At 43.3% G+C, this 23782-nt stretch carries 21 protein-coding genes and 1 pseudogene; 17 read left to right on the top strand and 5 right to left on the bottom strand.

What is annotated here, in order from left to right:
* Nucleotides 1–8: 8 nt before the first annotated feature.
* A complete protein-coding gene (locus NLX82_RS02960) occupies nucleotides 9–827 on the bottom strand; it encodes an AraC family transcriptional regulator (protein ID WP_023989280.1) in 819 nt (272 codons plus the stop codon).
* Between the two features lie 166 nt (nucleotides 828–993).
* On the opposite strand from NLX82_RS02960, the pseudogene NLX82_RS02955 reads away from it, so the two are divergent.
* The 7 genes and pseudogenes from NLX82_RS02955 to NLX82_RS02925 form a co-directional block, all read left to right on the top strand.
* A pseudogene (locus tag NLX82_RS02955) lies at nucleotides 994–1287 on the top strand (Gfo/Idh/MocA family protein); the annotation flags it as partial.
* Nucleotides 1288–1289: 2 nt separating this feature from the next.
* Nucleotides 1290–1460: a hypothetical protein gene (locus NLX82_RS02950; RefSeq protein ID WP_023989278.1), complete on the top strand. Its 171-nt coding sequence runs from the start codon at nucleotides 1290–1292 to the stop codon at nucleotides 1458–1460.
* A gap of 18 nt (nucleotides 1461–1478) precedes the next feature.
* On the top strand, nucleotides 1479–2246 hold the full coding sequence (locus NLX82_RS02945; RefSeq protein WP_023989277.1) for a sugar phosphate isomerase/epimerase family protein: 768 nt from the start codon (nucleotides 1479–1481) through the stop codon (nucleotides 2244–2246).
* Nucleotides 2239–3321 carry a Gfo/Idh/MocA family protein gene (locus NLX82_RS02940; RefSeq protein WP_013310855.1) on the top strand — a complete coding sequence of 361 codons (1083 nt, stop codon included), beginning with the start codon at nucleotides 2239–2241 and terminating at the stop codon, nucleotides 3319–3321. The genes NLX82_RS02945 and NLX82_RS02940 overlap by 8 nt, the downstream gene beginning before the upstream one ends.
* Nucleotides 3322–3398: 77 nt before the next feature.
* The gene (locus tag NLX82_RS02935; protein WP_013310854.1) at nucleotides 3399–4367 is read left to right on the top strand and encodes a sugar phosphate isomerase/epimerase family protein; all 969 of its coding nucleotides are present in this window, start codon (nucleotides 3399–3401) and stop codon (nucleotides 4365–4367) included.
* 20 nt (nucleotides 4368–4387) lie between these two features.
* Nucleotides 4388–5119 (top strand): ThuA domain-containing protein, encoded by a 732-nt coding sequence (locus NLX82_RS02930; protein WP_023989276.1) that lies wholly within the window; start codon nucleotides 4388–4390, stop codon nucleotides 5117–5119.
* 246 nt (nucleotides 5120–5365) lie between these two features.
* Entirely contained in the window at nucleotides 5366–5710 is a 345-nt protein-coding gene (locus NLX82_RS02925) for a winged helix-turn-helix transcriptional regulator (RefSeq protein WP_013371810.1), read from the top strand.
* Between the two features lie 125 nt (nucleotides 5711–5835).
* Here NLX82_RS02925 and NLX82_RS02920 read toward each other — a convergent pair whose 3' ends face one another.
* Nucleotides 5836–6135 carry a hypothetical protein gene (locus NLX82_RS02920; protein ID WP_226887755.1) on the bottom strand — a complete coding sequence of 100 codons (300 nt, stop codon included), beginning with the start codon at nucleotides 6133–6135 and terminating at the stop codon, nucleotides 5836–5838.
* Between the two features lie 318 nt (nucleotides 6136–6453).
* Here NLX82_RS02920 and NLX82_RS02915 point away from each other — a divergent pair, with 318 nt between their 5' ends.
* Nucleotides 6454–7221, top strand: a complete 768-nt coding sequence (locus tag NLX82_RS02915; protein ID WP_075154407.1) for a DODA-type extradiol aromatic ring-opening family dioxygenase — start codon at nucleotides 6454–6456, stop codon at nucleotides 7219–7221.
* Between the two features lie 139 nt (nucleotides 7222–7360).
* On the opposite strand, the gene NLX82_RS02910 is transcribed toward NLX82_RS02915, so the two are convergent.
* Nucleotides 7361–8077 (bottom strand): Crp/Fnr family transcriptional regulator, encoded by a 717-nt coding sequence (locus NLX82_RS02910; RefSeq protein ID WP_013310849.1) that lies wholly within the window; start codon nucleotides 8075–8077, stop codon nucleotides 7361–7363.
* A 258-nt stretch (nucleotides 8078–8335) separates the two neighbouring features.
* Between NLX82_RS02910 and adhE the strand changes: the two genes are divergently transcribed.
* From adhE to NLX82_RS02890, 4 genes are all read left to right on the top strand, one after another.
* Complete coding sequence (adhE, locus tag NLX82_RS02905) at nucleotides 8336–10948, top strand: bifunctional acetaldehyde-CoA/alcohol dehydrogenase (RefSeq protein ID WP_023989274.1); 2613 nt, start codon at nucleotides 8336–8338, stop codon at nucleotides 10946–10948.
* A 328-nt stretch (nucleotides 10949–11276) separates the two neighbouring features.
* Nucleotides 11277–13538, top strand: coding sequence for a formate C-acetyltransferase (pflB, locus tag NLX82_RS02900; protein WP_025722256.1), 2262 nt, complete (start codon nucleotides 11277–11279; stop codon nucleotides 13536–13538).
* Nucleotides 13539–13589: 51 nt separating this feature from the next.
* On the top strand, nucleotides 13590–14348 hold the full coding sequence (gene pflA / locus NLX82_RS02895; protein ID WP_076159496.1) for a pyruvate formate-lyase-activating protein: 759 nt from the start codon (nucleotides 13590–13592) through the stop codon (nucleotides 14346–14348).
* A 723-nt stretch (nucleotides 14349–15071) separates the two neighbouring features.
* Nucleotides 15072–15503 (top strand): hypothetical protein, encoded by a 432-nt coding sequence (locus tag NLX82_RS02890; RefSeq protein ID WP_069079995.1) that lies wholly within the window; start codon nucleotides 15072–15074, stop codon nucleotides 15501–15503.
* A gap of 12 nt (nucleotides 15504–15515) precedes the next feature.
* Here NLX82_RS02890 and NLX82_RS27505 read toward each other — a convergent pair whose 3' ends face one another.
* Nucleotides 15516–15638: a hypothetical protein gene (locus NLX82_RS27505; protein ID WP_256715643.1), complete on the bottom strand. Its 123-nt coding sequence runs from the start codon at nucleotides 15636–15638 to the stop codon at nucleotides 15516–15518.
* 353 nt (nucleotides 15639–15991) lie between these two features.
* Between NLX82_RS27505 and NLX82_RS02885 the strand changes: the two genes are divergently transcribed.
* The 5 genes from NLX82_RS02885 (at nucleotide 15992) to NLX82_RS02865 (ending at nucleotide 22565) form a co-directional block, all read left to right on the top strand.
* Nucleotides 15992–18214 carry a copper amine oxidase N-terminal domain-containing protein gene (locus NLX82_RS02885; RefSeq protein WP_023989272.1) on the top strand — a complete coding sequence of 741 codons (2223 nt, stop codon included), beginning with the start codon at nucleotides 15992–15994 and terminating at the stop codon, nucleotides 18212–18214.
* A 253-nt stretch (nucleotides 18215–18467) separates the two neighbouring features.
* Complete coding sequence (locus tag NLX82_RS02880) at nucleotides 18468–18959, top strand: Fur family transcriptional regulator (RefSeq protein WP_013310843.1); 492 nt, start codon at nucleotides 18468–18470, stop codon at nucleotides 18957–18959.
* Between the two features lies 1 nt (nucleotide 18960).
* A complete protein-coding gene (gene yidD, locus NLX82_RS02875) occupies nucleotides 18961–19251 on the top strand; it encodes a membrane protein insertion efficiency factor YidD (RefSeq protein ID WP_254347461.1) in 291 nt (96 codons plus the stop codon).
* A gap of 412 nt (nucleotides 19252–19663) precedes the next feature.
* Nucleotides 19664–21682 (top strand): methionine--tRNA ligase, encoded by a 2019-nt coding sequence (gene metG, locus NLX82_RS02870; RefSeq protein WP_254347460.1) that lies wholly within the window; start codon nucleotides 19664–19666, stop codon nucleotides 21680–21682.
* Nucleotides 21683–21848: 166 nt separating this feature from the next.
* Nucleotides 21849–22565 carry a cytochrome c biogenesis CcdA family protein gene (locus tag NLX82_RS02865; RefSeq protein ID WP_068941542.1) on the top strand — a complete coding sequence of 239 codons (717 nt, stop codon included), beginning with the start codon at nucleotides 21849–21851 and terminating at the stop codon, nucleotides 22563–22565.
* Here NLX82_RS02865 and splB read toward each other — a convergent pair.
* Entirely contained in the window at nucleotides 22558–23622 is a 1065-nt protein-coding gene (gene splB / locus NLX82_RS02860) for a spore photoproduct lyase (protein WP_023989268.1), read from the bottom strand. The two genes, NLX82_RS02865 and splB, sit on opposite strands and share 8 nt — an antisense overlap.
* Nucleotides 23623–23782 lie beyond the last annotated feature (160 nt).

Below are 23782 nucleotides of genomic sequence, written 5' to 3'. Positions count from 1 at the left end.
TCTTTTACCTACAATTGCTCGCGGTGAATCACCCTGAATTCTTTGGGCGACATACCGAAGCGGGAACGAAATACACGATGAAAATACGTGTAATTTGCAAATCCTGACGATTCGGCGGCTTGTTCCAGTGACATGGGACTGAAAATGATTCGTTCTCTCGCCATGTTAAGCCTGATGTCCAGCGTGTACTGCATAATGCTCGTATCGAATGTTTCCTTAAACAGATGTACTGCTCGGGATACGCTGATACCGACGTGTGAAGACACGTCATCCAGCTTGAAGTTAGAGGATGCATTTTCTTCAATATAATTTTTAATCTGATACGCAAGATAGTTATGATGAGTAGCGATAGGATGATCGGATAGCATACGGTCAAACTCCAAACATAAAATGCGCATGTAATAACTTGATATTTCCGGGTAAGGATTAGAAATACGTCGTTGCTCCATCACAAGCTGACGAAATAGGCCAAGCAGGGCTTCTGTGAGCTGAACCTTAATTCTGTTGGGTCGTTTATGATGGTTCCACCACTCATCTACCCAGGAACCACCGAAAAAAATGTGATAATCTCCACTTTCCACGACCAGATCTCCCATGGGATTCAACTCACTATGAATATCCAGTTCATAAGGCTCGGTAGGATTGAATAGCAGTAGATCACCCGCTTCAATCCGTGTCATTTCCCCGTTAATGCGGGCCTGGCAGCGTCCATCTGTTTGCAAACGGAATAAATAATTTTTGATCCCATCAGGCTGGTTCGAATAAAAGGGCTTTCGATGGAAGGAATAGCCTGCGGTAAGAACCTGACAAGGCTCGACGATAGACATGATGATGACTCCTTTGGGCATATGGCTGTTTCAAATATTGACCAGATTGTTCATGTTTTAATCATATTATTCATTTTAAACGAAACAGAAATAGAATACTATGTGAACTGTAAAGCTTACATGTTAGATGAGAAAGTACATGTTGGAGGCCAAGGAGTGTGACGACGTGGAACGAATGAAGGCCGGGATTATCGGATGCGGTACTATTAGCTCGGTATATCTTGAAAATCTCCAAAAGAGCCCACTTATTGAAGTGGTGGCCGTCGCTGATTTACTAGATGAGAGGGCCAAGGAGAGGGCCGATGAATTCAACATTGAAAACGTATACAAGGTGGATGAATTGCTTCGTCAGCCTGAGATTGAGCTTGTATTTAATCTGACCGTGCCTGGCAGCCATGCACTGACAGATGTGGCGATACTAGAGGCAGGCAAGCATGTGTACAGTGAAAAGCCTTTGGCGCATTGAAATTCACGGACCATCGTGCTAATGCTGAGCTGGCCTACCATGTGTTAGAAGCCATGCATGCTTTTCAGCGCTCATCATTGGAAGGCAATCACATTACGCTGGAAAGCACGTTCAAGCCGGACGAGGATTTGTATTATGGAACAGATATAATGGAAAATTCATCCTAATTAAAGAGGTGCAGGGTAATGGCTAAAGTAGGATTGCAATTGTACACAGTAAGGGAAGAGCTTGAACAGGATTTTGAAGGTACATTGCGCAAGGTAGCTGAGTTTGGCTATAAAGGGGTAGAATTTCATACCTTTTTCGGACGCAATGCCAAGGATGTCAGAGCGCTTTTGGATGAGCTAAATCTGGAAGTTGTCGGAACTCATATACAATATTCTCGTTTGTTGGATCATTTGGATGAGGAGATTGCATACCACAAAGAATTGGGCAATAAGTACCTAATCGTTCCTTATTTAACCGAAGAACAGCGACAGTGGGATGAAATTTTTGCTAATTTGAATCGTATTGGTGAAAAAGTGAAAGAACAGGGCTTGATACTGGCTTATCATAATCATGATTTTGAATTGACAGAAAAAATCAATGATCGCCCGGTATTCGATGCTTTATATGATGCGGTTTCCGATGATTTGTTACAGGTCGAAATGGATACTTGTTGGGTATACTATGGGGGCTATGATCCAGTGGAATACATCGGACGTTATAATGGACGCCTGCCTATCATTCACTTAAAGGATATGGCACGTGACGAGCAACAAAAAGCAGTGACTGTAGAGCTTGGCAAAGGCGAAGTGCAGCTTCAGGCCATTACAGACGCCGCTATTCAGGCAGGTGTGGATTGGGTCGTCGTGGAACAGGATTTCTGCTCAAACCCTCCAATCGAAAGCATTGAAACCAGCATTAAATGGCTCCAACAATACGCAGCTCAGGGAGGAAATATTCATGTCTAAAACACTCAAAATCGGGATTATTGGTTGTGGAGGCATTGCCAACGGCAAACACTTGCCGAGTCTTGCCAAGCAGAAGCGTGCAGAAATCGTTGCATTCTGTGACATCATTCAGGAGCGCGCTGAAGAGGCAGCAGAAAAGTTTGGAGTTGAAGGGTCGCAAGTTTATAGTGATTACCGTCAGTTGCTAGAAAATAAAGACATTGAAGTCGTACATGTGTGTACACCCAATGACTCGCACTCAGAAATTACCGTAGCGGCGCTTGAGGCAGGTAAGCATGTGCTGTGTGAAAAACCGATGGCTAAAACTGCTGAGCAAGCACGGGAGATGCTCGATGCAGCCAACCGCACAGGTAAGAAGCTGTCTATTGCGTATCAAAACCGATATCGTGATGACAGTTTGTATCTGAAGCAATTGGTTGAGCAAGGAGAGCTTGGAGACATTTATCTGGGCAAAGCCATTGCTCTACGTCGTCGCGCGGTTCCGACTTGGGGAGTATTCTTGGATGAAGAGAAGCAGGGCGGTGGTCCTCTTATTGATATTGGCACGCATGCACTCGACCTGACACTCTGGCTGATGGATAATTACAAGCCTAAAAGTGTACTAGGTTCAACCTTCCATAAGCTAGGGGATCGTAAAGATGCGGCAAATGCCTTTGGGCCTTGGAATCCTGAGGAATTTAAGGTAGAGGACTCAGCTTTTGGTTTTATTACGATGCAAAATGGAGCTACGATTGTACTGGAATCCAGCTGGGCATTGAACGTCGTAGAGTTTGGCGAAGCGAAGACGCTGTTATGCGGAACCGAAGGCGGAGCCGATATGCAGGATGGATTGCGCATTAACGGGGAAAAGAACAGCCGCTTGTTTGATACGAAAATAGATCTGGATGCAGGCGGTGTTGCCTTTTACTCTGGAGAAACGGAAAATGAAGCAGACCGCGAAGCCCGTCTGTGGATCGAATCTATTCTGGACGACAAAGAACCTCTTGTGAAGCCGGAACAGGCACTGGTTGTTACTGAAATTTTGGAAGCTATCTATGAATCGGCCCGTACCGGGAAAGCTGTCTATTTTGACTAAGCACGTAATTATCCCGAATAGACCATCATTATAATGAAAGCAGCTTTTTTCACATATGATACAGGGAGGGATTTCTTTTGAAACTTGGAGTATTTATGGTGTTGTTTGGCGGACGTTCGCTGGAGGAGGCACTGGATTATGTGGCTTCTCAAGGATTGGATGCTGTAGAAATCGGTACAGGCGGCAACCCAGGAGATAAGCATTGTAAGCCGGATGAGTTGCTGGAGAATGATACAGCGCTCAAAAATTTTAAAAAGGCAGTAGAGTCCCGCGGACTAACGATTAGTGCGCTTAGCTGTCACGGCAATCCTCTTCATCCGCAAAAGCATTTGGCCCAAGCTGATCATGAAACGTTTCTTAAAACCGTTCGATTGGCAGAAAAGCTGGAAGTTCCAGTTGTGAACACTTTCTCTGGCTGTCCGGGTGATCATGAGGATGCGAAATATCCAAATTGGCCTGTGGCTCCGTGGCCTAATGATTTTCAGGAAGTGTTGAAGTGGCAATGGGAGAATAAAATTATTCCTTACTGGACTGAGACGGGAAAATTTGCAGCAGATCATCATGTTAAAATTGGGCTGGAGCTACACGGAGGCTTCTCCGTTCATACACCAGCGACCTTGCTTCGTTTGCGTGAAGCTGCGGGAGAGGTCATTGGTGCTAATCTGGATCCGAGTCATATGTGGTGGCAGGGAATTGACCCAGTGCAGGCGGTTCAAATTTTGGGTCGAGAGGGAGCCATTCACCATTTTCATGCCAAGGATACGACGATTGATCCGGTCAATGTAAATAAATATGGGCTTACCGATATGCAGGAATATACGAAAATGCTAGATCGCGCTTGGCAGTTCCGTACTGTGGGTTATGGACATGATGTAAAAACCTGGGCAGATATTATCAGTGCTCTGCGTCTGGTGGGATACGATTATGTAGTGAGTATTGAGCATGAAGATGGTCTGATGTCCGTGGAGGAAGGCTTTACTAAGGCTGTCCACAATCTTCGCCAGGTATTGATTGAAGAACCGCTGAGCGAGATGTGGTGGGTCTAACCTAATAGGGGGAAATGTTGATGATTAACGTCACCATTTGGAATGAATTTTTGAACGAAAAGTTGAATGATGAAGCCAAACAGATATATCCTGACGGGATACACAAAGCGTTGGCTGACGGCCTGGCAGGAGAGGGATTTGCCATTCGAACAGCTACTCTTCGTGATGATGCCGAGCATGGTTTGGGAGAAGAGATCCTGAATTCCACAGATGTGCTGCTGTGGTGGGGGCATAAAGCCCACGATCAGGTGAGCGATGAAGTTACGGCGCGTGTTGTAAAGCGAGTGCAAGGAGGAATGGGCTTGATCGTGCTACACTCGGGCCATTTTTCAAAGCCATTCAAAGCCCTAATGGGCACTAGCTGTGATCTGAAATGGAGGGTGGCAGGTGAACAGGAGATTATTTGGTCGGTGAATCCGTCACATCCTATTGCAGAAGGCATAGACGCCAAAATTTTGTTGAAGCAGGAAGAGATGTATGGCGAGTTCTTTGATATTCCAGCGCCGGATGAATTGGTATTTGTTAGTAACTTTGAAGGCGGCGAAGTATTTAGAACCGGATGTACTTTCCGCCGAGGTAGCGGTAAGATATTCTATTTCCGCCCAGGTCATGAGACCTATCCGACTTATTACCAGCCTGATATTTTGAAAGTTATCGCCAACAGCATTCGTTGGACTTCTCCGACAAATATTAACAAACCAATATATGGAAGAAGTGAACCTGTAAGGCCTCTCGGTGGAGTGTTGGTATAATAACAATCATCACATTTTGATGAGCTGTATAATGAACAGATTGATAGGCGGAACCTCTAGGGATTCCGCCTTTTTGTATTTAACGATTTAGACATATACCTGCTGTGTTGGTTTGTTGTATAATCAGTTTTGGTCATGGCAACTTTATCAGCGCAGGTATTTAATTTAAGAAGAAAGTGTTTTCTTTCGGGATAAAGTATGCTAAAATGATATATACTAACAAAAGGAAAGCTTTATCAAACCGAAATGCAAAAGAAGGTGAAAAATTTGGAGAGTCAACCGCAATTTACAAAAATGTGTCCGCGTTTTGAAACCGCCTTTTCATGTTTGGGTAAGCGTTGGAATGGATTAATTATTCAATCCATGATGAGCGGTCCTAAGCGGTTTAAGGATATTTCCAATCTGATTCCCACAATGAGTGACAAAATGTTATCAGAGCGGATGAAAGATTTGGAAAATGAAGGAATACTTACACGTCATGTATATCCGGAAACTCCTGTCCGCATTGAATACGAGCTAACAACCAAAGGCCGTGCGCTTCAGCCGGTTATGGAACAGATTCAATTTTGGGCTGAGGAATGGATTAGATGAGCACCAAACTAAATAAGCGTTTCTCATAGCAAAACAGCCTTTTCCTAGGAAAAAGGCTGTTTTTTTATTTTGTGTATAGGACTACTTATCCATTTTACAGAAATGATCTGCATAGGCAGGACGGCTTAATAGCCTTTGACGCGCCCTGCAACTGAGAATAATCCTGCTGTTGCACGGCGGGGCACACGGGTTTGAATATCCAGCGCGGCCGAACGGAATGTACCCAAGCAGGAATGGCAAAGTCTTCCTGCATAAATGGGGGAACGGCAGGATTCACAAGGATAATCAAGCTGACTGTATGTGGAGGGAAACTTGCCTGCTCTTACCCAATCTGTGAGCAATTCTATAGGTGTGCCGGTTACGTCACTGAGCTGACGAGTATGAGTAGAAGGATGCTTCCATAGATAGTTAGAACAGCGGTCCAAGAATATATTTTCTTCCTGAATACAAGAACTACACAGGTTTCTAAGGTTTTGACGAAAAACGGAACCGCATTTTGGGCAATTAGAAGTATGTATCTCCATAGAAACCAGTCCTTTGTATCGGAATATAGTGAAATTTTAAAATTTATTAGTTATATATTACTATGACCTTATACCTATATCAATCTTTATTTATGGAATCTCTGATCTTTAAGTGTATGTTGAAATCTGTGTTGACATTACTTTGTTACTTATGTATTATTACTTACATAAAGTTACTTAATGAATAAAATAAACTATTACTGATAAGGGGATCTTTATATGATGCCATCTTTATTTTTGGCCCACGGCTCACCGATGCTTGCTATTGAACAGACGGACTATACTTCATTTTTAGAGCAACTGGGGAAAAGCATTCGCCCTAAAGCGGTTGTTATCTTTACTGCTCATTGGGAAGCGCAAACGTTGACGATCAGTTCGATGGATGACGTGTACGATACCATTTATGATTTTGGCGGTTTCCCACCGGAACTGTACACGGTGAAATATCCAGCACATGGTTCTGTGGAACTGGCCAATAAGCTGGAAAAATTATATGAAGAAAAGGGCATTGACGTACAAACTGACCGGGTGAGGGGACTGGATCATGGATCCTGGACATTGTTGCATCGTATGTATCCTGAGGCAGACATTCCGGTAGTTCAGATCTCAGTAAATCCATATCTTTCGCCCAAAGCACAATATGCCATTGGTGAAGTGCTGCGTGGACTGGGAGAACAAGATATTCTGGTCATTGGCAGTGGAGTGACTGTTCATAATCTGCGTATCGTCAAATGGGGGGAAACGAAAACAGAACCTTGGGCTATAGATTTTGATGATTGGATTATTGAAAAAGTTCAAAGTAGAGATATAGAGGCTTTGGATCACTATGAAAGCGAAGCACCGTATGCTCGCCAGGCCGTACCAAGAGCAGAGCACTTTGTACCGTTGTTTATTGCAATGGGGAGTGGCAATCCTGCAAACAAAGCCAAGGTCATCCATAGAAGCTATGAGATGGGGAATTTAAGTTATCTATGCTTACAGTTTTAAAAAGTGTGTTGCCAGAAGAAGGACTAGTGTTAAAATGCTTCGCAACTGCTTCTGTATAAGTAGAGGAGTGGAAATAAATTAGGGAGTGTTATAAGCTATAATGGCTTATAACACTCCCTTTTAAATAAAAAACGATTTATTATATGCGGCAAATCTCACGAGGGCACAATTCACAATGACATACGCCTTGCAGCATTTCCAAATCCTTGACAACAATCATGCCATTATCATATTCAACTGCATTTTTCTTACGTAGATCACTAAGCATCCGGTTTACGCTTTCCCGAGTCGCACCGATCATATTTGATAAGTCAGTATGAGTAATTTTTTTATGAATCAGGATATGTTCGCCGTGAGGCTCACCATAGGTATTGCATAGACGGATGAGTGTTGAACATAAAGCGCCAGGCTTGCCGTACATCATCAAATCGCGGAACTTAGTCTGAGTAATGCGATGATGCGAACCCATCCATTTCATAAAGTCAATCGCAAAATCACAATGCTGGCAAATAAGTAGCTCCAGATCTGTATGATCGATTACGCCAATATCACTGTCTTCCAGAACCTCAGCAGAAAAGGAATGCTTAGTACCGAAAAATGGATCGGCTTGACCAACAAGATCGCCGCTTTGATACATATATAGAATAAGTTCCTTACCCTCATCCGTTGTTTTGGTTACTTTCACGCGTCCGCGCTTAATATAAAACAGCTTATCCGCTGTATCTCCTTCCCAGAACAGATGCGAGCTTTCTGGCATAACTCGATCTTTCATCATCACTTGCAACCGGTTGAAGCTGGCCTCCGAGAAGCAACAGGTGTTGCCGCGGGCTTCCATTACATTTGTAGGGTTTCTCATCGTCCATTTCCCCTTTGTATCCTATGTTTTTTATCTGCAACTTGATCAATTCAAATTCATTATATACCTGCGCAATGCGTTTTTGGGGCAAGAAGAGGGGGTAAAAGTGGCAGAATTCCAAACTTTGTGATTTAATTCACTTCATAAAATAAAATTTTAAATAGATTGTGAAAAAAATCACAATATATCTTGAAAAGCTGTGTTACGATCAGTGCGTGAACAAGAGATAGTACACGAGATAACAGGAGGATGAGGGAAATGGCTGTTAAAAACGAGGTTATCCAAAAAGAGCAAAGCGCAGAGCAGTATATTCAAACGCTGATTGACCGGGGGAACCGGGCACAGCAAGCTTTCATGAGTATGAATCAGGAACAGATTGACGAAATCGTACAAGCTATGGCACTCGCAGGGATGGATAAACACATGTACCTGGCGAAGTTGGCTGTTGAAGAAACAGGACGCGGTGTGTACGAGGACAAAATCACCAAAAACATGTTTGCAACAGAATATGTCTATCATAGTATCAAAAATGAAAAAACCGTCGGTGTCATTGAAGACAATGATTTTGACAGTTTTCAAAAGATAGCAGAGCCAGTCGGCATTATCATGGGGATCACTCCAGTGACAAACCCGACTTCGACTACGATGTTCAAAGCGTTGATTGCCATTAAAACACGTAACCCAATCATTTTCGGTTTCCATCCATCTGCTCAATCGTGTAGTGCGGAAGCAGCCCGCGTCTTGCTCGAAGCAGCCGTCAAACATGGTGCTCCAGCTGATTGTATTCAATGGATTGAAGCTCCATCGATGGATAAGACAAATTCACTCATGAATCACCCGGATGTGGCTCTGATTCTGGCAACTGGTGGATCAGGCATGGTTAAGGCGGCATATAGCTGCGGTAAACCTGCTCTGGGTGTAGGCCCAGGTAACGTGCCTTGCTTTATTGAAAAAACAGCAGACATCAAGCAGGCCGTGAACGATCTTATCCTCTCTAAATCTTTTGACAACGGTATGATTTGTGCTTCCGAGCAAGCGGTTATTATCGAAGAGCCAATCTTCGAACAAGTGAAAAAATTGATGATCGCTAACGGCTGCTATTTTGTAAATAAAGAAGAAGCAGCTAAGCTCACTCAAGGAGCTATGAATGTCGAGAAATGTGCAGTGAACCCAGCAATCGTCGGGCAGTCTGCTGTGAAAATTGCTGAAATGAGTGGTATCACAGTACCAGCAGGAACTAAAATTTTGGTCGCTGAGATTGAAGGGGTAGGAACAAAATTCCCATTGTCTGCGGAAAAATTGAGTCCTGTATTGGCTTGCTATAAAGTGAAAAATGCGGAACAAGGTATTCAACGCGCTGCTGAAGTCGTGGAATTCGGGGGCATGGGCCACTCGTCCGCTATTCATTCGAACGATGAGGACGTTATCGCTCGCTTCGCAAACCGTCTGCAAACAGGACGTATCATTGTAAATGCACCTTCCACACATGGTGCGATTGGCGACATTTACAACACCAATCTTCCTTCGTTGACACTCGGTTGCGGTTCGTACGGTCGTAACTCGACTTCGTCGAACGTATCGGCAGTCAATTTGATTAATGTGAAAAGGGTGGCGAAACGGACGGTGAATATGCAATGGTTCAAAGTACCTTCCAAAATCTATTTTGAAAAAAATTCGACACAGTATCTTGCTAAAATGCCTGATATCACACGTGTAGCCATTATCACGGACCCTATGATGGTAAAACTGGGATATGTGGATCGTGTTATTCATTATCTGCATCAACGCCAAACACCGGTAGCTATCGAAGTGTTCTCTGAAGTAGAGCCAGATCCATCGACAGTTACGGTAGAACGTGGTACAGAAATGATGAGACGTTTCCAACCGGATTGCATCATCGCACTGGGCGGCGGTTCGCCAATGGATGCGGCTAAAGGCATGTGGATGTTCTATGAATATCCAGATACTGATTTCAATAACTTAAAACAAAAATTCATGGATATCCGTAAACGGATTTACAAGTACCCACGTCTGGGCCAAAAAGCACAATTTGTAGCTATCCCTACAACCTCGGGTACAGGTTCCGAAGTTACATCGTTTGCAGTAATTACGGACAAAAACCTGGGTAACACGAAGTACCCGCTGGCTGACTATGAGTTGACTCCTGATGTGGCAATTATTGACCCAGTGTTTGTATATTCGCTGCCTAAAACAGCTGTAGCGGACACAGGTATGGACGTTCTGACACATGCTATCGAGGCTTACGTGTCCGTAATGGCTAATGATTACACAGATGGTCTGGCAATTAAAGCCATTCAATTGGTATTCCAATACCTAGAACAATCGGCTCTGATCGGTGATAAGCTGGCTCGTGAAAAAATGCATAATGCTTCCACACTTGCTGGTATGGCGTTTGCTAATGCATTCTTGGGTATTAACCACAGTCTTGCACATAAATGGGGTGGACAATACCATACAGCGCATGGCCGCACGAATGCCATTTTGCTGCCGCACGTTATTCGCTATAATGCGAAAAAACCGACAAAATTTGCTTCGTTCCCTAAATATTCGCACTTTGTTGCGGATGAGCGTTATGCAGAAATCGCGCGCATACTGGGACTGCCTGCACGCACCACCGAAGAAGGGGTTAACAGCTTGATCGAAGCAATCCGTAAGATGAACAAAACACTCGGTATCGAGGAATCGTTCCAACAAATCGGTTTCGATGCGAAGGATTTCGAATCACGTGTAGACTATCTGGCTGACCGCGCATTTGAAGATCAATGTACAACTGCGAATCCGAAGTTGCCACTGGTTACGGAGTTGGCTGATGTCTATCGCAATGCCTTCTACGGACGTTTTGACCAATAATATAATAGGTACGAAGAGGCTTGTGAAAAAGCATTTTCTCGTTCAATACCGATGCAGGCTCTCTATATAGAGGGCCTGTTGGTTTGGGAAGGGAGGTGAACGGCAAGGCTAAGGATATAGGCGCGAAGCTAGGGAAAATAAAGTGATAAAAATCACTCATATTGTGATTTTTATCACATACTACACTCTATCATTATTCTACAATAAGGGTGTAAGAAAGGTCCCGACACTGAGCGTAAGGCATCGGTGAACAGGCCGGGCTCAAGAAATAGCTTTATCGTGAAAAAAATCACAAGTCCGGAAGACCAAACAATTTGGAGGGATTTACATGTCGGTGATTGAGAGAGAATTACAAGAGCAACAATCTGGCTGGAGAGGTTTTAAAAAAGGCAAATGGACTAAAGAAGTCAACGTCAACGATTTTATTGAAACTAATATCTTACCTTATGTTGGCAATGAAGAATTTTTGGTTGGTCCTACCGCCAACACAACTGCATTGTGGGATATTGTATCCGATCTTACCAAAAAAGAGTTGGCAAACGGCGGCGTGCTTGATGTAGACGTGAATACGCCATCCACTATTATTTCACATAAACCGGGTTATCTAGACCGGGATAAAGAGCAAATTGTCGGTGTACAAACAGATGCTCCATTCAAACGCTCTTTGCAGCCGTTTGGTGGAATTCGGATGATGATCGACGCTTGCAAAGCCTATGGTTTTGAAGTACCGGAAAGTATCATTGATATCTTCACTCATATTCGTAAAACTCACAACCAAGGTGTATTTGACGCTTATACAGATGAAATGAGAGCAGCTCGTAAAGCTGGTATCATTACTGGTCTCCCAGATGCATACGGTCGTGGTCGTATTATCGGTGACTATCGTCGTGTAGCTTTGTATGGTGCAGACTTCTTGATCCAAGATAAAAAACTGCAACTGAAAAGCCTTGAAGTTGATTCCATGGAAGAAGACGTAATTCGTCTGCGTGAGGAAATTTCCGAACAAATTCGTGCTTTGAATGAACTGAAACAAATGGCTGCTGAACACGGTTTTGATATCTCAAAACCTGCTAACAATGCGAAAGAAGCTTTCCAATGGGTATATTTTGGATATCTTGCAGCAATCAAAGAACAAAATGGTGCAGCAATGTCCTTAGGACGTGTATCTTCCTTCCTTGATATTTACTCTCAACGTGATATGGAAGAGGGTACAATGACAGAAGAACAAGCTCAAGAACTGGTCGATCATTTTGTTATGAAATTGCGTATTGTTAAGTTCTTGCGCACACCTGACTATAATGAACTGTTCAGTGGAGATCCAACTTGGGTTACTGAGTCCATTGGTGGTATGTCCGTAACTGGAGAAACTCGGGTAACTAAAAACAGCTTCCGTTTCCTGCACACCCTCTACAATCTGGGACCTGCACCGGAGCCGAATCTGACTGTACTGTGGTCGGAAAAATTGCCTGAAGGCTTCAAAAAATATTGTGCGAAAGTTTCTATTGAAACTAGCTCCATTCAGTACGAGAATGACGATCTGATGCGTCCGATTTATGGAGACGATTATGGTATTGCTTGTTGTGTATCGGCAATGAAAATCGGTAAACAAATGCAATTCTTTGGTGCTCGTGCCAACTTGGCTAAAGCTCTGCTGTATGCAATTAACGGTGGTAAAGATGAAAAATCTGGCGTCCAAGTAGGGCCTGAATTCCCAGCCATTACAGGCGAAGTTCTGGAATATGAAGAAGTGTTGAGCCGCTTCAAACCTATGATGGAATGGTTGGCAAAACTGTACATGAACACTTTGAATGTTATTCACTACATGCATGATAAATATAGCTACGAACGCATTGAAATGGCGTTGCATGATCGTGATATTCTCCGCACCATGGCTTGTGGTATTGCGGGTCTGTCAGTTGCTACCGACTCCTTGAGTGCCATTAAATTTGCAAAAGTTAAACCAATCCGTAACGAAAAAGGGATTGCAGTTGACTTTGAAATCGAAGGCGAATACCCTTGCTACGGTAACAACGATGACCGTGTAGATAACATCGCTGTGGAACTGGTAGAAAGCTTCATGAGCATGATTCGCAAGCATAAAGCTTATCGTAATGCGGTTCCTACTCAATCTGTACTGACTATTACTTCTAACGTGGTTTACGGTAAGAAAACAGGTACAACACCGGATGGACGTAAAGCAGGCGAACCGTTTGCACCAGGGGCAAACCCAATGCACGGCCGTGATAAAAAAGGTGCTTTGGCATCTCTGAGTTCCGTGGCTAAATTGCCTTATGAACACAGTCTAGATGGTATCTCGAACACCTTCTCCATCGTGCCTAAAGCACTGGGTAAAGAAGAAGAAACACGCAAAACAAACCTTGTTTCGATGATGGATGGCTACTTTGGAAGCCACGCACATCATCTGAATGTCAATGTGTTTGCTCGCGAACAACTGTTGGATGCAATGGAACACCCAGAAAACTATCCACAGCTGACGATTCGTGTTTCCGGCTATGCCGTTAACTTTATCAAGCTGACTCGTGAACAACAATTGGATGTTATTAACCGTACTTTCCACGGTACAATGTAAATAAGTATTACAATGACGCACGCATAGCGGATGCGGGAAGGATGATGCAACATGTTGAAAGGTCACATACACTCATTGGAAACCTTCGGGACCGTCGATGGTCCCGGCATCCGCTTCGTGCTCTTTATGCAAGGATGCTTGTTGAAATGTCAATATTGCCATAACCCGGACACTTGGGCCTTGAATGAAGGTAATCCAATGACGTTGGAGGAGGTATTGGCTGAGATTGAGCCGTATTTAGCCTATTACCGTTCTTCAGGAGGCGGATTGACCGTATCCGGTGGAGAACCGACGCTGCAAGCTCATTTTGTCGCAGAGCTGTTCAAAGAAGTGAAACGTCGGTGGAATTTGCACACGACACTGGACAGTAACGGCTTTAATGACGCGGGCCGTATCCATGAACTGCTGGACGTAACAGACTTGGTGCTACTGGATATTAAGCATATTGACAATGATAAGCATATTAAGCTTACAGGCAAGTCTAATGACCGTATGCTAAGTACGGCTCGCTGGTTGTCTGAGCAAGGGCGCAAAATGTGGATTAGACACGTATTTGTACCGGGTATTCATGATGACGAGCAAGATTTATTGAATTTGGGACGGTTTATCGGAACGTTGAACGGAGTCGAGAAATTCGAAATATTACCTTACCATCAAATGGGTGTTTACAAGTGGGAAATGCTCGGTAAGGTGTATCCGTTGGAGGGAGTTCCATCTCCTACAGATGAAGAAGTTCAACGTGCTTACCGACTCATTGAAGAGGGTCGTCTGGAGACTGCAGGAAAGAATGCTGTCTGTCGTCCATCATAATTTGGGACCAGTTTATACTAAATAAAAAGATAGCGTAAGAACTGTTAATAATGTTTATTAACTCTGTTAAGTAGATAAAAATAAAAAAAGATAAGTAATCAGCGTGTACCAATATTAAAACGGTGCGCGCTGTTTTAATTTATCTTGAAATATTGAGTTTATAGAATAGATATATCTTTGGCTGGCTTGAATCAGCTTGTTCTTACTCTGGTAAAAGTACTACTTTTTAGTATTGAGATGTGTAAAAGAAGGCTGTAACCTAGTGTTATCTAATCACTTTTTTTAAGATGCATATGCTTTGAGTTCTGACTAGTCGAAGATTAGCATCTTAGACAGCCTTAAATGAAATAATTATATAATTGTATAGTTACATTTCACTTATTAAATAGGCTTTAGATACTAACGATTGATAGATACAAAGTTACTTCCGTAAGTATCTACTAATTTAGTCTTAAAGATATATTACACTGCAATTTGGTTAAGATACATAGAAAATGAACAACGTAGAAATTTCGCTCTGTAAACAATATATTTTTTTATAAGTTAATAAAATGAGGAGTTCGGATTTCAATTGTTTTATATTTTAAAATTATTTCTATATTTATAAAATCATTATATCAAAAACACAAATATATATGAATAAGGAAAAATTTGTTTACTTTTTCGCCTAAATATTATACTATAAATTTGTGAAATATAAAAAAGTAAAGGAGACAAGAAACAATGGAAAAATCTAAGTTGTTAGGTTTAACTGCTCTCTCAGCTCTCACTTTATCTTTAAGTTTAATACCTACTCAACAAACCTATGCTGAAGAAAATGTGGTTAACTCAAATTCAAGTCCGCAATCATTTATTGAACAAACATTAATAAATGAGAGTGCAGTTACACCTCAAGGATCAAGATCATATCAACTTGGTCAAACTTCTGCATCTATTTATTTGAATGGGTCTCTGGATATTCAGATTTATACGACTCTTAGCAATTCAGATTTGTACAGTATTGACATTTATGATAGTAACGGTAGACATGTCTACCAGCGTGATAGAAATCCAAGTGAAGGAACTAGTTTTCATGTGAGTGGTTTATATGGGTATCATACAGTTCGTGTACAAACTTATAATAATAACGGAACTTTTTCTCTAACTTGGCCTTAATATATAAATTATTTATTGGGTGTCTAAAGTCGATTTGATGACTTGGACACCCTTTTCTTTTTCAAGTAAACAAAAAGGGATATGTTGCTTTAACGATAAAGTAACTTTTTCACTTCGTTTTTCTTTATTTTTCATAGTTTTATTTCCATCATCCATGCCTGAATTTTTATACATAGCTTTTTAATATAAGTACTGTTATGAAAATGATTTTAGTATATAATAAGGGCTTCATCTCAATTGAGAGTTTTTTTGATGAAATAAATTAAACACTGAAAAAATCCCTAATGCTACCTGATAGCTTGCTTATTTAATAGATTATTAGCGTATCAGGGGATTATTCTATTTATTTTAGTTTTTGCAGTCACAGGAGAAAGTTCCCTTTTTTTCATGATCAGCAAAATTTCCAGAAACTTTTTAACAACTGATGCGTCTAATAGTATGACTTTTTACGGGAATGATAATAATTTGGTGATAGAAGGAGACAGACAATGAATTTCAAGAAATGGACCATGCTCACCGCTCTTGCGGTGGCTCAGGTGGCCGCAGTAGCCCCTGTAGGAGCAGAAGCAGCATCAACAACCGTTCAATCCACCGATTCGGTTAGCGCACAGCAGGCTCAGGCCAATGTTGCTGATTCAGGCGTTCAGAATAGCATCGGAGTTCAAGATGGAACTAGCACACAAAATGACACGGTGACACCTAATAATACAGGCGTATCCAATGATCCACTGACTGGCCTGCCTACGAATACAACCAACGGATCGAACGTATCCAATGATGTATACGGTGGAGACGGAACGATCACCAATCCTGGTGGAGCTCCAACATCCATGGGTGCTAATCAATTGATTTTGTACTTAAACAGCGCGAAAATGGAACAAAACGGACAGGTGTACACAGCAACTCAGCCGATGACTGTTAAGGACGGAGTTTCCTATGTAGCTATCCGTTCTCTTGTCAGCCGTGTCGGATTGCAGTTTAGTTATGACACTGCCACCAAAGAAACCGTAATCACACAAGGAACAAATGTCATGCGCTTCAAAACAGACAGCAAGGTTTATACGGTTAACGGTGAAGCCAGACAAATGAAGGGACCGGCTTTTCAGCAAAAGAACGTATTTATGGTGCCATTGACCTCGATTACACAGGCCTTAAATATTCCTTATACTGTGAATAATACGACTAAACAAGTTATCATGGATTTGAATCAGAAGCCTAAAGCTTCCTTCACGGTTCAACAAAAAGATATCTATGCGGGCGAAACCCAAGTTACGTATTTGACGAAGGAATCTTCTCCTACAGGTCTTCCGATTGTGAACCAACGTTGGGAAGGGAAGCAGGACGTATTTCAGGAGCCAGGTACATATGTAGTTACCTATTCTGTTCTTGACTCTGCTGGGAACTGGAGTGATCCTTACTCAGTTACACTTACAGTAAGACCACCAAATCAGCCGCCAGTGGCTCTGTTTACAACTGATAAAAAAGAGTACAAAATGGGTGAGAAAATCACCATTACCGACCTGAGTACAGATGATGAGAATGCTATCACTAAGCGTGATTGGGAGAATAAGAAACTTGCCTTCTTCCAACCAGGTGATGTAACAATCACACTCACCGTGACTGATAAGCACGGCGCAACAGGTACCAAAAGTGAAACAATTAAAATTACGAATGAATTGCTGTACAACGAAGATGATTTCAATAAAATCTTCACACCATATGGTGATAAATATACAGTAGACGGCAGTCAGGTGCCTACCATGGCTACCATTCCTTTGACTAGTACATCTTCACCGCGTCTTTTGATCCGTGCTAACAGCCCGGAACGTGTATTTCAGGACGGAATTGTGTATCAGGAAACCGGATCAGGCAGCACGCGCATACTCGTCCATCATGTCAATGAAACGGGGAGAGATGTGAAGATGTACGTGATTGCGACCAACAACAATATCACTCCTGCCAATATAAATGTCGAAAATTCCGGTTTTGCCGGTCCATCTGATTTTGCCACGGCTGCGGGTAAAGTTTCAATTCAAAAATATTTTCAATCTATGATAGATGGAAGCAAGCGTTCTAGTACAGTTCTGAATCCGGGTGAAAGCCGTATTATTTTGCAGGATTTGAACGAGAAAAAAATGAAGCAAAAGCAGGTCATTTCTCTATTGTCCGATCTATACACGGATCAACCAATCCAATATACGGTCATTATGGTGGATGCGAATGCAGATCCTATGACCGTACTGCCCACGCTGGCAAAACTTCCGAAAGACGGAATTCACAACCGTGGAACGTACGCTAATGCTGATATCTCGCTCAATTATACCGAAGAGGTTGGTAAAACAGCTCAACGTATCGTTCTTGGTGATAATAAGGTAGATCCGAACCTGATTGGTACGGACGGTCTGGATGGCTCTTCTGCTTCCAATGCCGGTAATTTTGGTGTTGTATATAAAGTTAAATTGGATCATGTAGCGCCGTATTCACTGATTACCTTCAACCCGCGTGGAGGCGAATATTCCGGTTATGCGATGGTAAACAATCAGGTTGTGGGTATCCCGACGAACGGCGCGGTATGGGCTCCAAATGAGATGAGTGTGCTGTATCGCACAGGGCATATCGAGGAAAGTGTAGAGATGTATTTCACTGCTGCTGCAGGAAGTAACTTGCCAGTTTCCGTAGTAGTCATGCCTTTACCAGCTATTAAAAATTAATATGAATTAACCGGTGCTGTTTACCGGCTTAGACCTTGGGTCTCGTCATTCACCGTTTAAAAGTCGATGTCACTTGCAGAATATAGGCGTTCTCCTGCTGCGAATTTAATCGTAGCGCCGGAGAGCGTCTTTTTCTTATGTATAGATACGAATATCTCTTATAATATTGACTTTAATCGTGGTATAATAAATAGATGCAAGCCTAAGCCTGCATCAGAAAACCTGAAACTACAGACAGGGGAGGGTGAAACGCATGCTGACAAAGGATGAAATTATTGCAACAATGTCCGCTCAGGGGCTGCGTATTACAGATCAGCGCAAGACGTTGGCCACGTTATTTTCCGAGAATGAAGGGTATCTGTCCCCCAAAGACGTTTATGAATATATGGGTAAGAAGTACAGTGGACTTAGTTTTGATACGGTTTATCGTAATCTGCGTGTAATGCAGGAATTGGGTGTACTGGAACAGGTATCTTTTGAGGATGGAATGAAGTTCAAGGTGAGCTGTAATGAGCATCATCACCATCACCATATGATTTGCTTGAGCTGTCAGAAAACATTACCGATTTCTTTTTGCCCAATGCAAATGACGGATACAACGGATCAATTCCAAATCGTCGAGCACAAGTTTGAAATTTTTGGTTATTGCAAAGATTGTCAACAGAAGAATGGGCATACTGACAGTAATTCGGATGGGGGATTCAGACAGACGAGCAGTCACACTCACAGCCACGGGGGCTACTGAAATGAAAATCACCACACGCAGAGTGGTACAGGCTCCGATTAAGTTTTATCGTTCCTATATTTCACCGTTAAAGCCGGCTACCTGCCGATTCTATCCAACGTGTTCGGCGTACGCGTTGGAGGCGGTAGAGATGCATGGTGCGCTCAAAGGTTCATGGCTTGCTGCTAAGCGTATAGCCAAGTGCCATCCCTTTCATCCGGGCGGCGTAGATTTGGTCCCTCCTGCAAAAAAGGGAACAGATAGGTCTAGCGAAGATCATTTGGCTACCCACTCTGAAAAGGGTCTGACTTGACAGCGCTATGCGGATTTGGTTATATTTTGGTTAATATTGTTTTCCTGCGAAGGGATGAGTAGGGTAAAACGCCCAGTACAGAGAGCCGGGGTTAGCTGCAAACCGGTCTGGAGCGAAGCCTGAATATGGTCCTGGAGGAACCTTTTTCGAGCGTATTTGCCACAATTATTAGTGCTTGGGAGGCAATCGTAAGGGGGAGGCGTGTTCCAGCGTTAATGGGCGGTCAGATGTGACCGGTGAAGCCTGTAGTCTGCGAGGATACAGGAAAATTGGGTGGTAACGCGTGAGGTGACTCTCGTCCCATAGGGGCGGGGGTCTTTTTTGTGCCCAATTTGTGCCAAATACATGAATTGGAGTACCATCATGTCAGCAGGTCTTATAGCTGCCGTGAACAAAACAGGAGGCAACACACATGTCCAATGAGAACACATTTTACATTACGACACCGATCTATTATCCGAGCGACAAGCTACATATAGGTCATGCTTACACGACGGTTGCGGGAGATGCAATGGCCCGTTACAAGCGGCTACGCGGTTATGAAGTGCGCTATTTGACAGGAACGGATGAGCATGGTCAGAAGATTGAGCAGAAAGCAAGTGCAGCAGGCAAAACGCCGCAACGTTTCGTAGATGATATTGTGGCAGGTATTCAAGAACTGTGGCGGAAGCTCGACATTTCCAATGACGATTTTATCCGTACTACGGAAGAACGCCATAAGGCTGTCGTACAAGAAATTTTTGATCGTTTACTGAAGCAAGGCGATATTTACAAGGGAGAATACGAAGGCTGGTACAGCATCCCTGACGAGACGTACTACACAGAAACTCAGCTGGTTGACGTGGTGAAGGACGCCGATGGCAATGTGGCTGGAGGAAAAAGCCCGGATAGTGGACACCCTGTAGAACTGGTCAAGGAAGAGTGTTACTTTTTCCGTATGAGCAAGTATGCTGATCGGTTGCTGCAATTTTATGAAGAGAATCCGCAGTTTATCCAGCCGGAATCACGTAAAAAAGAGATGATCAATAACTTCATCAAGCCGGGTCTGGAGGATTTGGCTGTATCTCGTACTACCTTCGATTGGGGCATTAAGGTGAAGGGGGATCCGAAGCATGTCGTGTATGTGTGGATTGACGCACTTTCCAACTACATCACAGCCTTGGGTTATGGCTCTTCCAATACCGAGCTGTATGATAAATTCTGGCCTGCAAATGTGCATATCGTAGGTAAAGAGATTGTAAGGTTCCACACGATATATTGGCCGATTATGCTGATGGCGCTGGATCTTCCGTTGCCTAAAAAAGTATTTGCACATGGTTGGCTGCTCATGAAAGACGGTAAAATGTCGAAATCTAAAGGCAATGTTGTAGACCCAGTGACGTTGATTGACCGTTATGGTCTGGACCAACTACGATACTACTTACTGCGCGAGGTGCCTTTTGGGGCAGACGGAACATTTACACCAGAAAGTTTTGTAGATCGAGTTAATTCGGATTTGGCAAATGATCTGGGCAACTTGTTGAATCGTACCGTGGCGATGGTAGATAAATATTTTGATGGTAAGGTTCCAGCTTATGAAGCGAATGTAACAGCATTCGACGGAGCTTTGGAAGACATGGCAACATCGACTTATAGTAAAGTAGAAGAAGCCATGGAAAACATGGAGTTTTCCGTGGCATTAACGGCGATTAGCCAATTTATTAGCCGTAGCAACAAGTATATTGACGAGACGCAACCATGGAATTTGGCTAAGGATGAGGCAAAACGTCGCGAATTGTCATCTGTTATGTTGCATTTGGTAGAAAGCTTGCGCATCGCTTCCATCTTACTCCAGCCATTCTTAACCCGTGCTCCTCATAAAATTTGGGAGCAGCTCGGTATTAGCCAAGGTGAGTTGACTACATGGGATAGCGGCAAACAGTTCGGTCGTATTCCGGAAGGAACGCAGCTGGTCAAAGGTAATCCGATCTTCCCGCGTCTGGATTCAGAGCAAGAGGTTGCTTTTATCGTGGAAGCGATGACTGGAGGTAAGAAGCCGGAGGAAGCTACGACACAAGCTCAACCGCAGAATGCATCTGAGACGAGCCAGGAAGCACCGGAGGCAAAGGAAGAGATTGGCATTGAGGATTTTGCCAAGGTGGAACTGCGCGTTGCTCAGGTCGTCGCCTGCGAGCCTGTGAAGAAGGCCGATAAACTATTGAAGCTTCAGCTTGACCTTGGTTATGAGCAGCGGCAAGTAGTATCAGGGATTGCGAAGTTTTATACACCTGAAGATATCATTGGGCACAAGGTGATCTGTGTGACCAATCTGAAGCCAGTAAAACTTCGGGGAGAGTTGTCGCAAGGTATGATTTTGGCAGCATCACATGGAGATCAGCTTACGCTGGCCACCGTACCGGAAGGTATGACGAATGGTGCGGTTGTAAAGTAGAACGCTATGTAAAAATAAAAGAGCGTAATGAGCGTATGTCCGGGAATTATTCTTCCTGGGCATGCGCTTTTTGGCTTGCATCATATTTTGCTCCCGCTATACGTATGTTTTAGTAGGCAGGGCTTGTTTGCTTGTGTTCACTTAAGACAGGTGGGAGGAAATGATGATGACAAATATCAACGCTGGGTTGGCGATCATAGCCGGACTGGTTTCTTTTTTTTCACCGTGTTGTTTACCGCTGTATCCATCTTATTTATCGTATATGACAGGGATGTCTGCGCGTGAACTGGCTGAAGGATGGCACAAGGCTGAGGTTCGTTATCGTACGATGGGACATACGCTTGCTTTTGTATTGGGCTTTTCGGTCGTTTTCTATTCACTGGGTGCAAGTGTCGGGTTGCTTGGAGAATGGTTTGCCAATTATGGGGATGCGCTAAGAGTGGTAGCGGGATCACTTATTTTACTAATGGGGCTGGTATCTCTTGGTGTGGTGCGTCCTTTGATTCTAATGAGGGAGCATAAGCTTCGCTGGACATGGAAGCCTGCCGGGTACGCCGGTTCCTTTGTAATCGGAATTGGATTTGCGGCAGGCTGGTCGCCCTGTATCGGTCCCATGCTAACAGCTATTATCGCTTTGGCGGCAGTAGAGCATCACATTTGGTTCAAACTGATTACAGGCTATGCGCTTGGCTTTGCGATTCCATTTTTTGTATTAGCTTTGCTGGTAGGCTCTGTTCGACTATCCTCTCGCTATACCTCCATCCTCATCAAGACAGGTGGCATACTACTAGTTATTACGGGCATTTTACTGGTAACGGATCATATGACCGATGTAACGCTATTTTTACAACGGATTACCCCAGATTGGATGCTAGTTATGTGAAATATTCAATACGACTTAAAGGGAAATGTTCAAAAATGCGCTCTGTGATAAACTCTCGCAGTGCATTTTGCTGTTCATCGGGATAAACATATTTGTTTTGTCCCCAGCGGCCCCATTTTTTCTTGCGTTTCTCTATGTCCATCTCCAGCTTGGTTTTCGGATAACGTTTCTCGATGACAGCTTTGGATGTTTTGGTGAAGCGATGCTGAATTAATTCGAACGTCAAATCTTTTGTAGCATGCTGTGGCAAGGTTTCTCCCAATTTTCGCAGCAACTCGCCGTAACCTTCTTCCCAGCCGTCATACCAGATGATGGGTGCGATGATGAACCCCAGTGGATAACCGGCTCGTGCGATTTTGCCAGCGGCTTCAATACGTTCCTCGAAGCGTGAAGTTGCAGGTTCAAACTGTTTAATAACATAATCGGAATTAATGCTAAAGCGGATGCGAGTATGACCATTATGTTTAATATCCAGTAATGGATCAACATGATGGTATTTAGTAACAAAACGCAGACGACCAAATTCTTCATCTGCCATGAAACGAATCAAGTCTCCAAGCGTTCCGGTGATATGCTCCAAACCAACTGGATCGGAGGTGCAAGCTGCTTCAAAACGGGTAATTTCAGGCGCACGCTCCTCGATATAAGCTTTAGCTGCTGATAAGATATCGTCAGTGTTGACATATACACGAATATACGGCTTTGCTCCCAAGGTTGTTTGTAAATAACAGTAGTGACAGTGCCCCATACAACCAGTCGAAATGGGGATGGCGTATTCGGCAGAGGGCTTGGATTGGTCAAAAGTTAACGTTTTACGGATACCGACAACCAAAGTTTTTTTTGCCATTCGGTACTTTTCAACTTCAGTTTCACCTGGTAAATTGGTAATTCGGTTGTGAGAGGTAGTCATCCGATACGGAATATCCTTGGCTTTAACCCAATCCATAATACGCTGGCCCTTGGGATAATTCAGTGCGTCTGGCTCAAAAAACACCAGATCAGGCAAAAATGGCTTGGTTCCTCTGGTTTGGACAGGAGTACGCTCAAGCGTAGACATGACTAACGCTCCTTTCGAAATAAATCCACAGTGCTCTGGTGTCCAACTTTAACATATTGTCGCAGAAATAAACGATGCAGGGACGACGATATTAGTGTGCCCCGCTTAAATTGAACAAATCGTGGCAATAGCTGTGAGTGGAGGGATGAGACTTGCCAAT

The sequence above is a fragment of the Paenibacillus sp. A3M_27_13 genome (genome assembly GCF_024213315.1).
GTDB classification, from domain to species: domain Bacteria; phylum Bacillota; class Bacilli; order Paenibacillales; family Paenibacillaceae; genus Paenibacillus; species Paenibacillus polymyxa_B.
The sequence above is the reverse complement of the archived record's forward strand: the minus strand, read 5'-3'. Positions and strand labels throughout refer to the sequence as shown.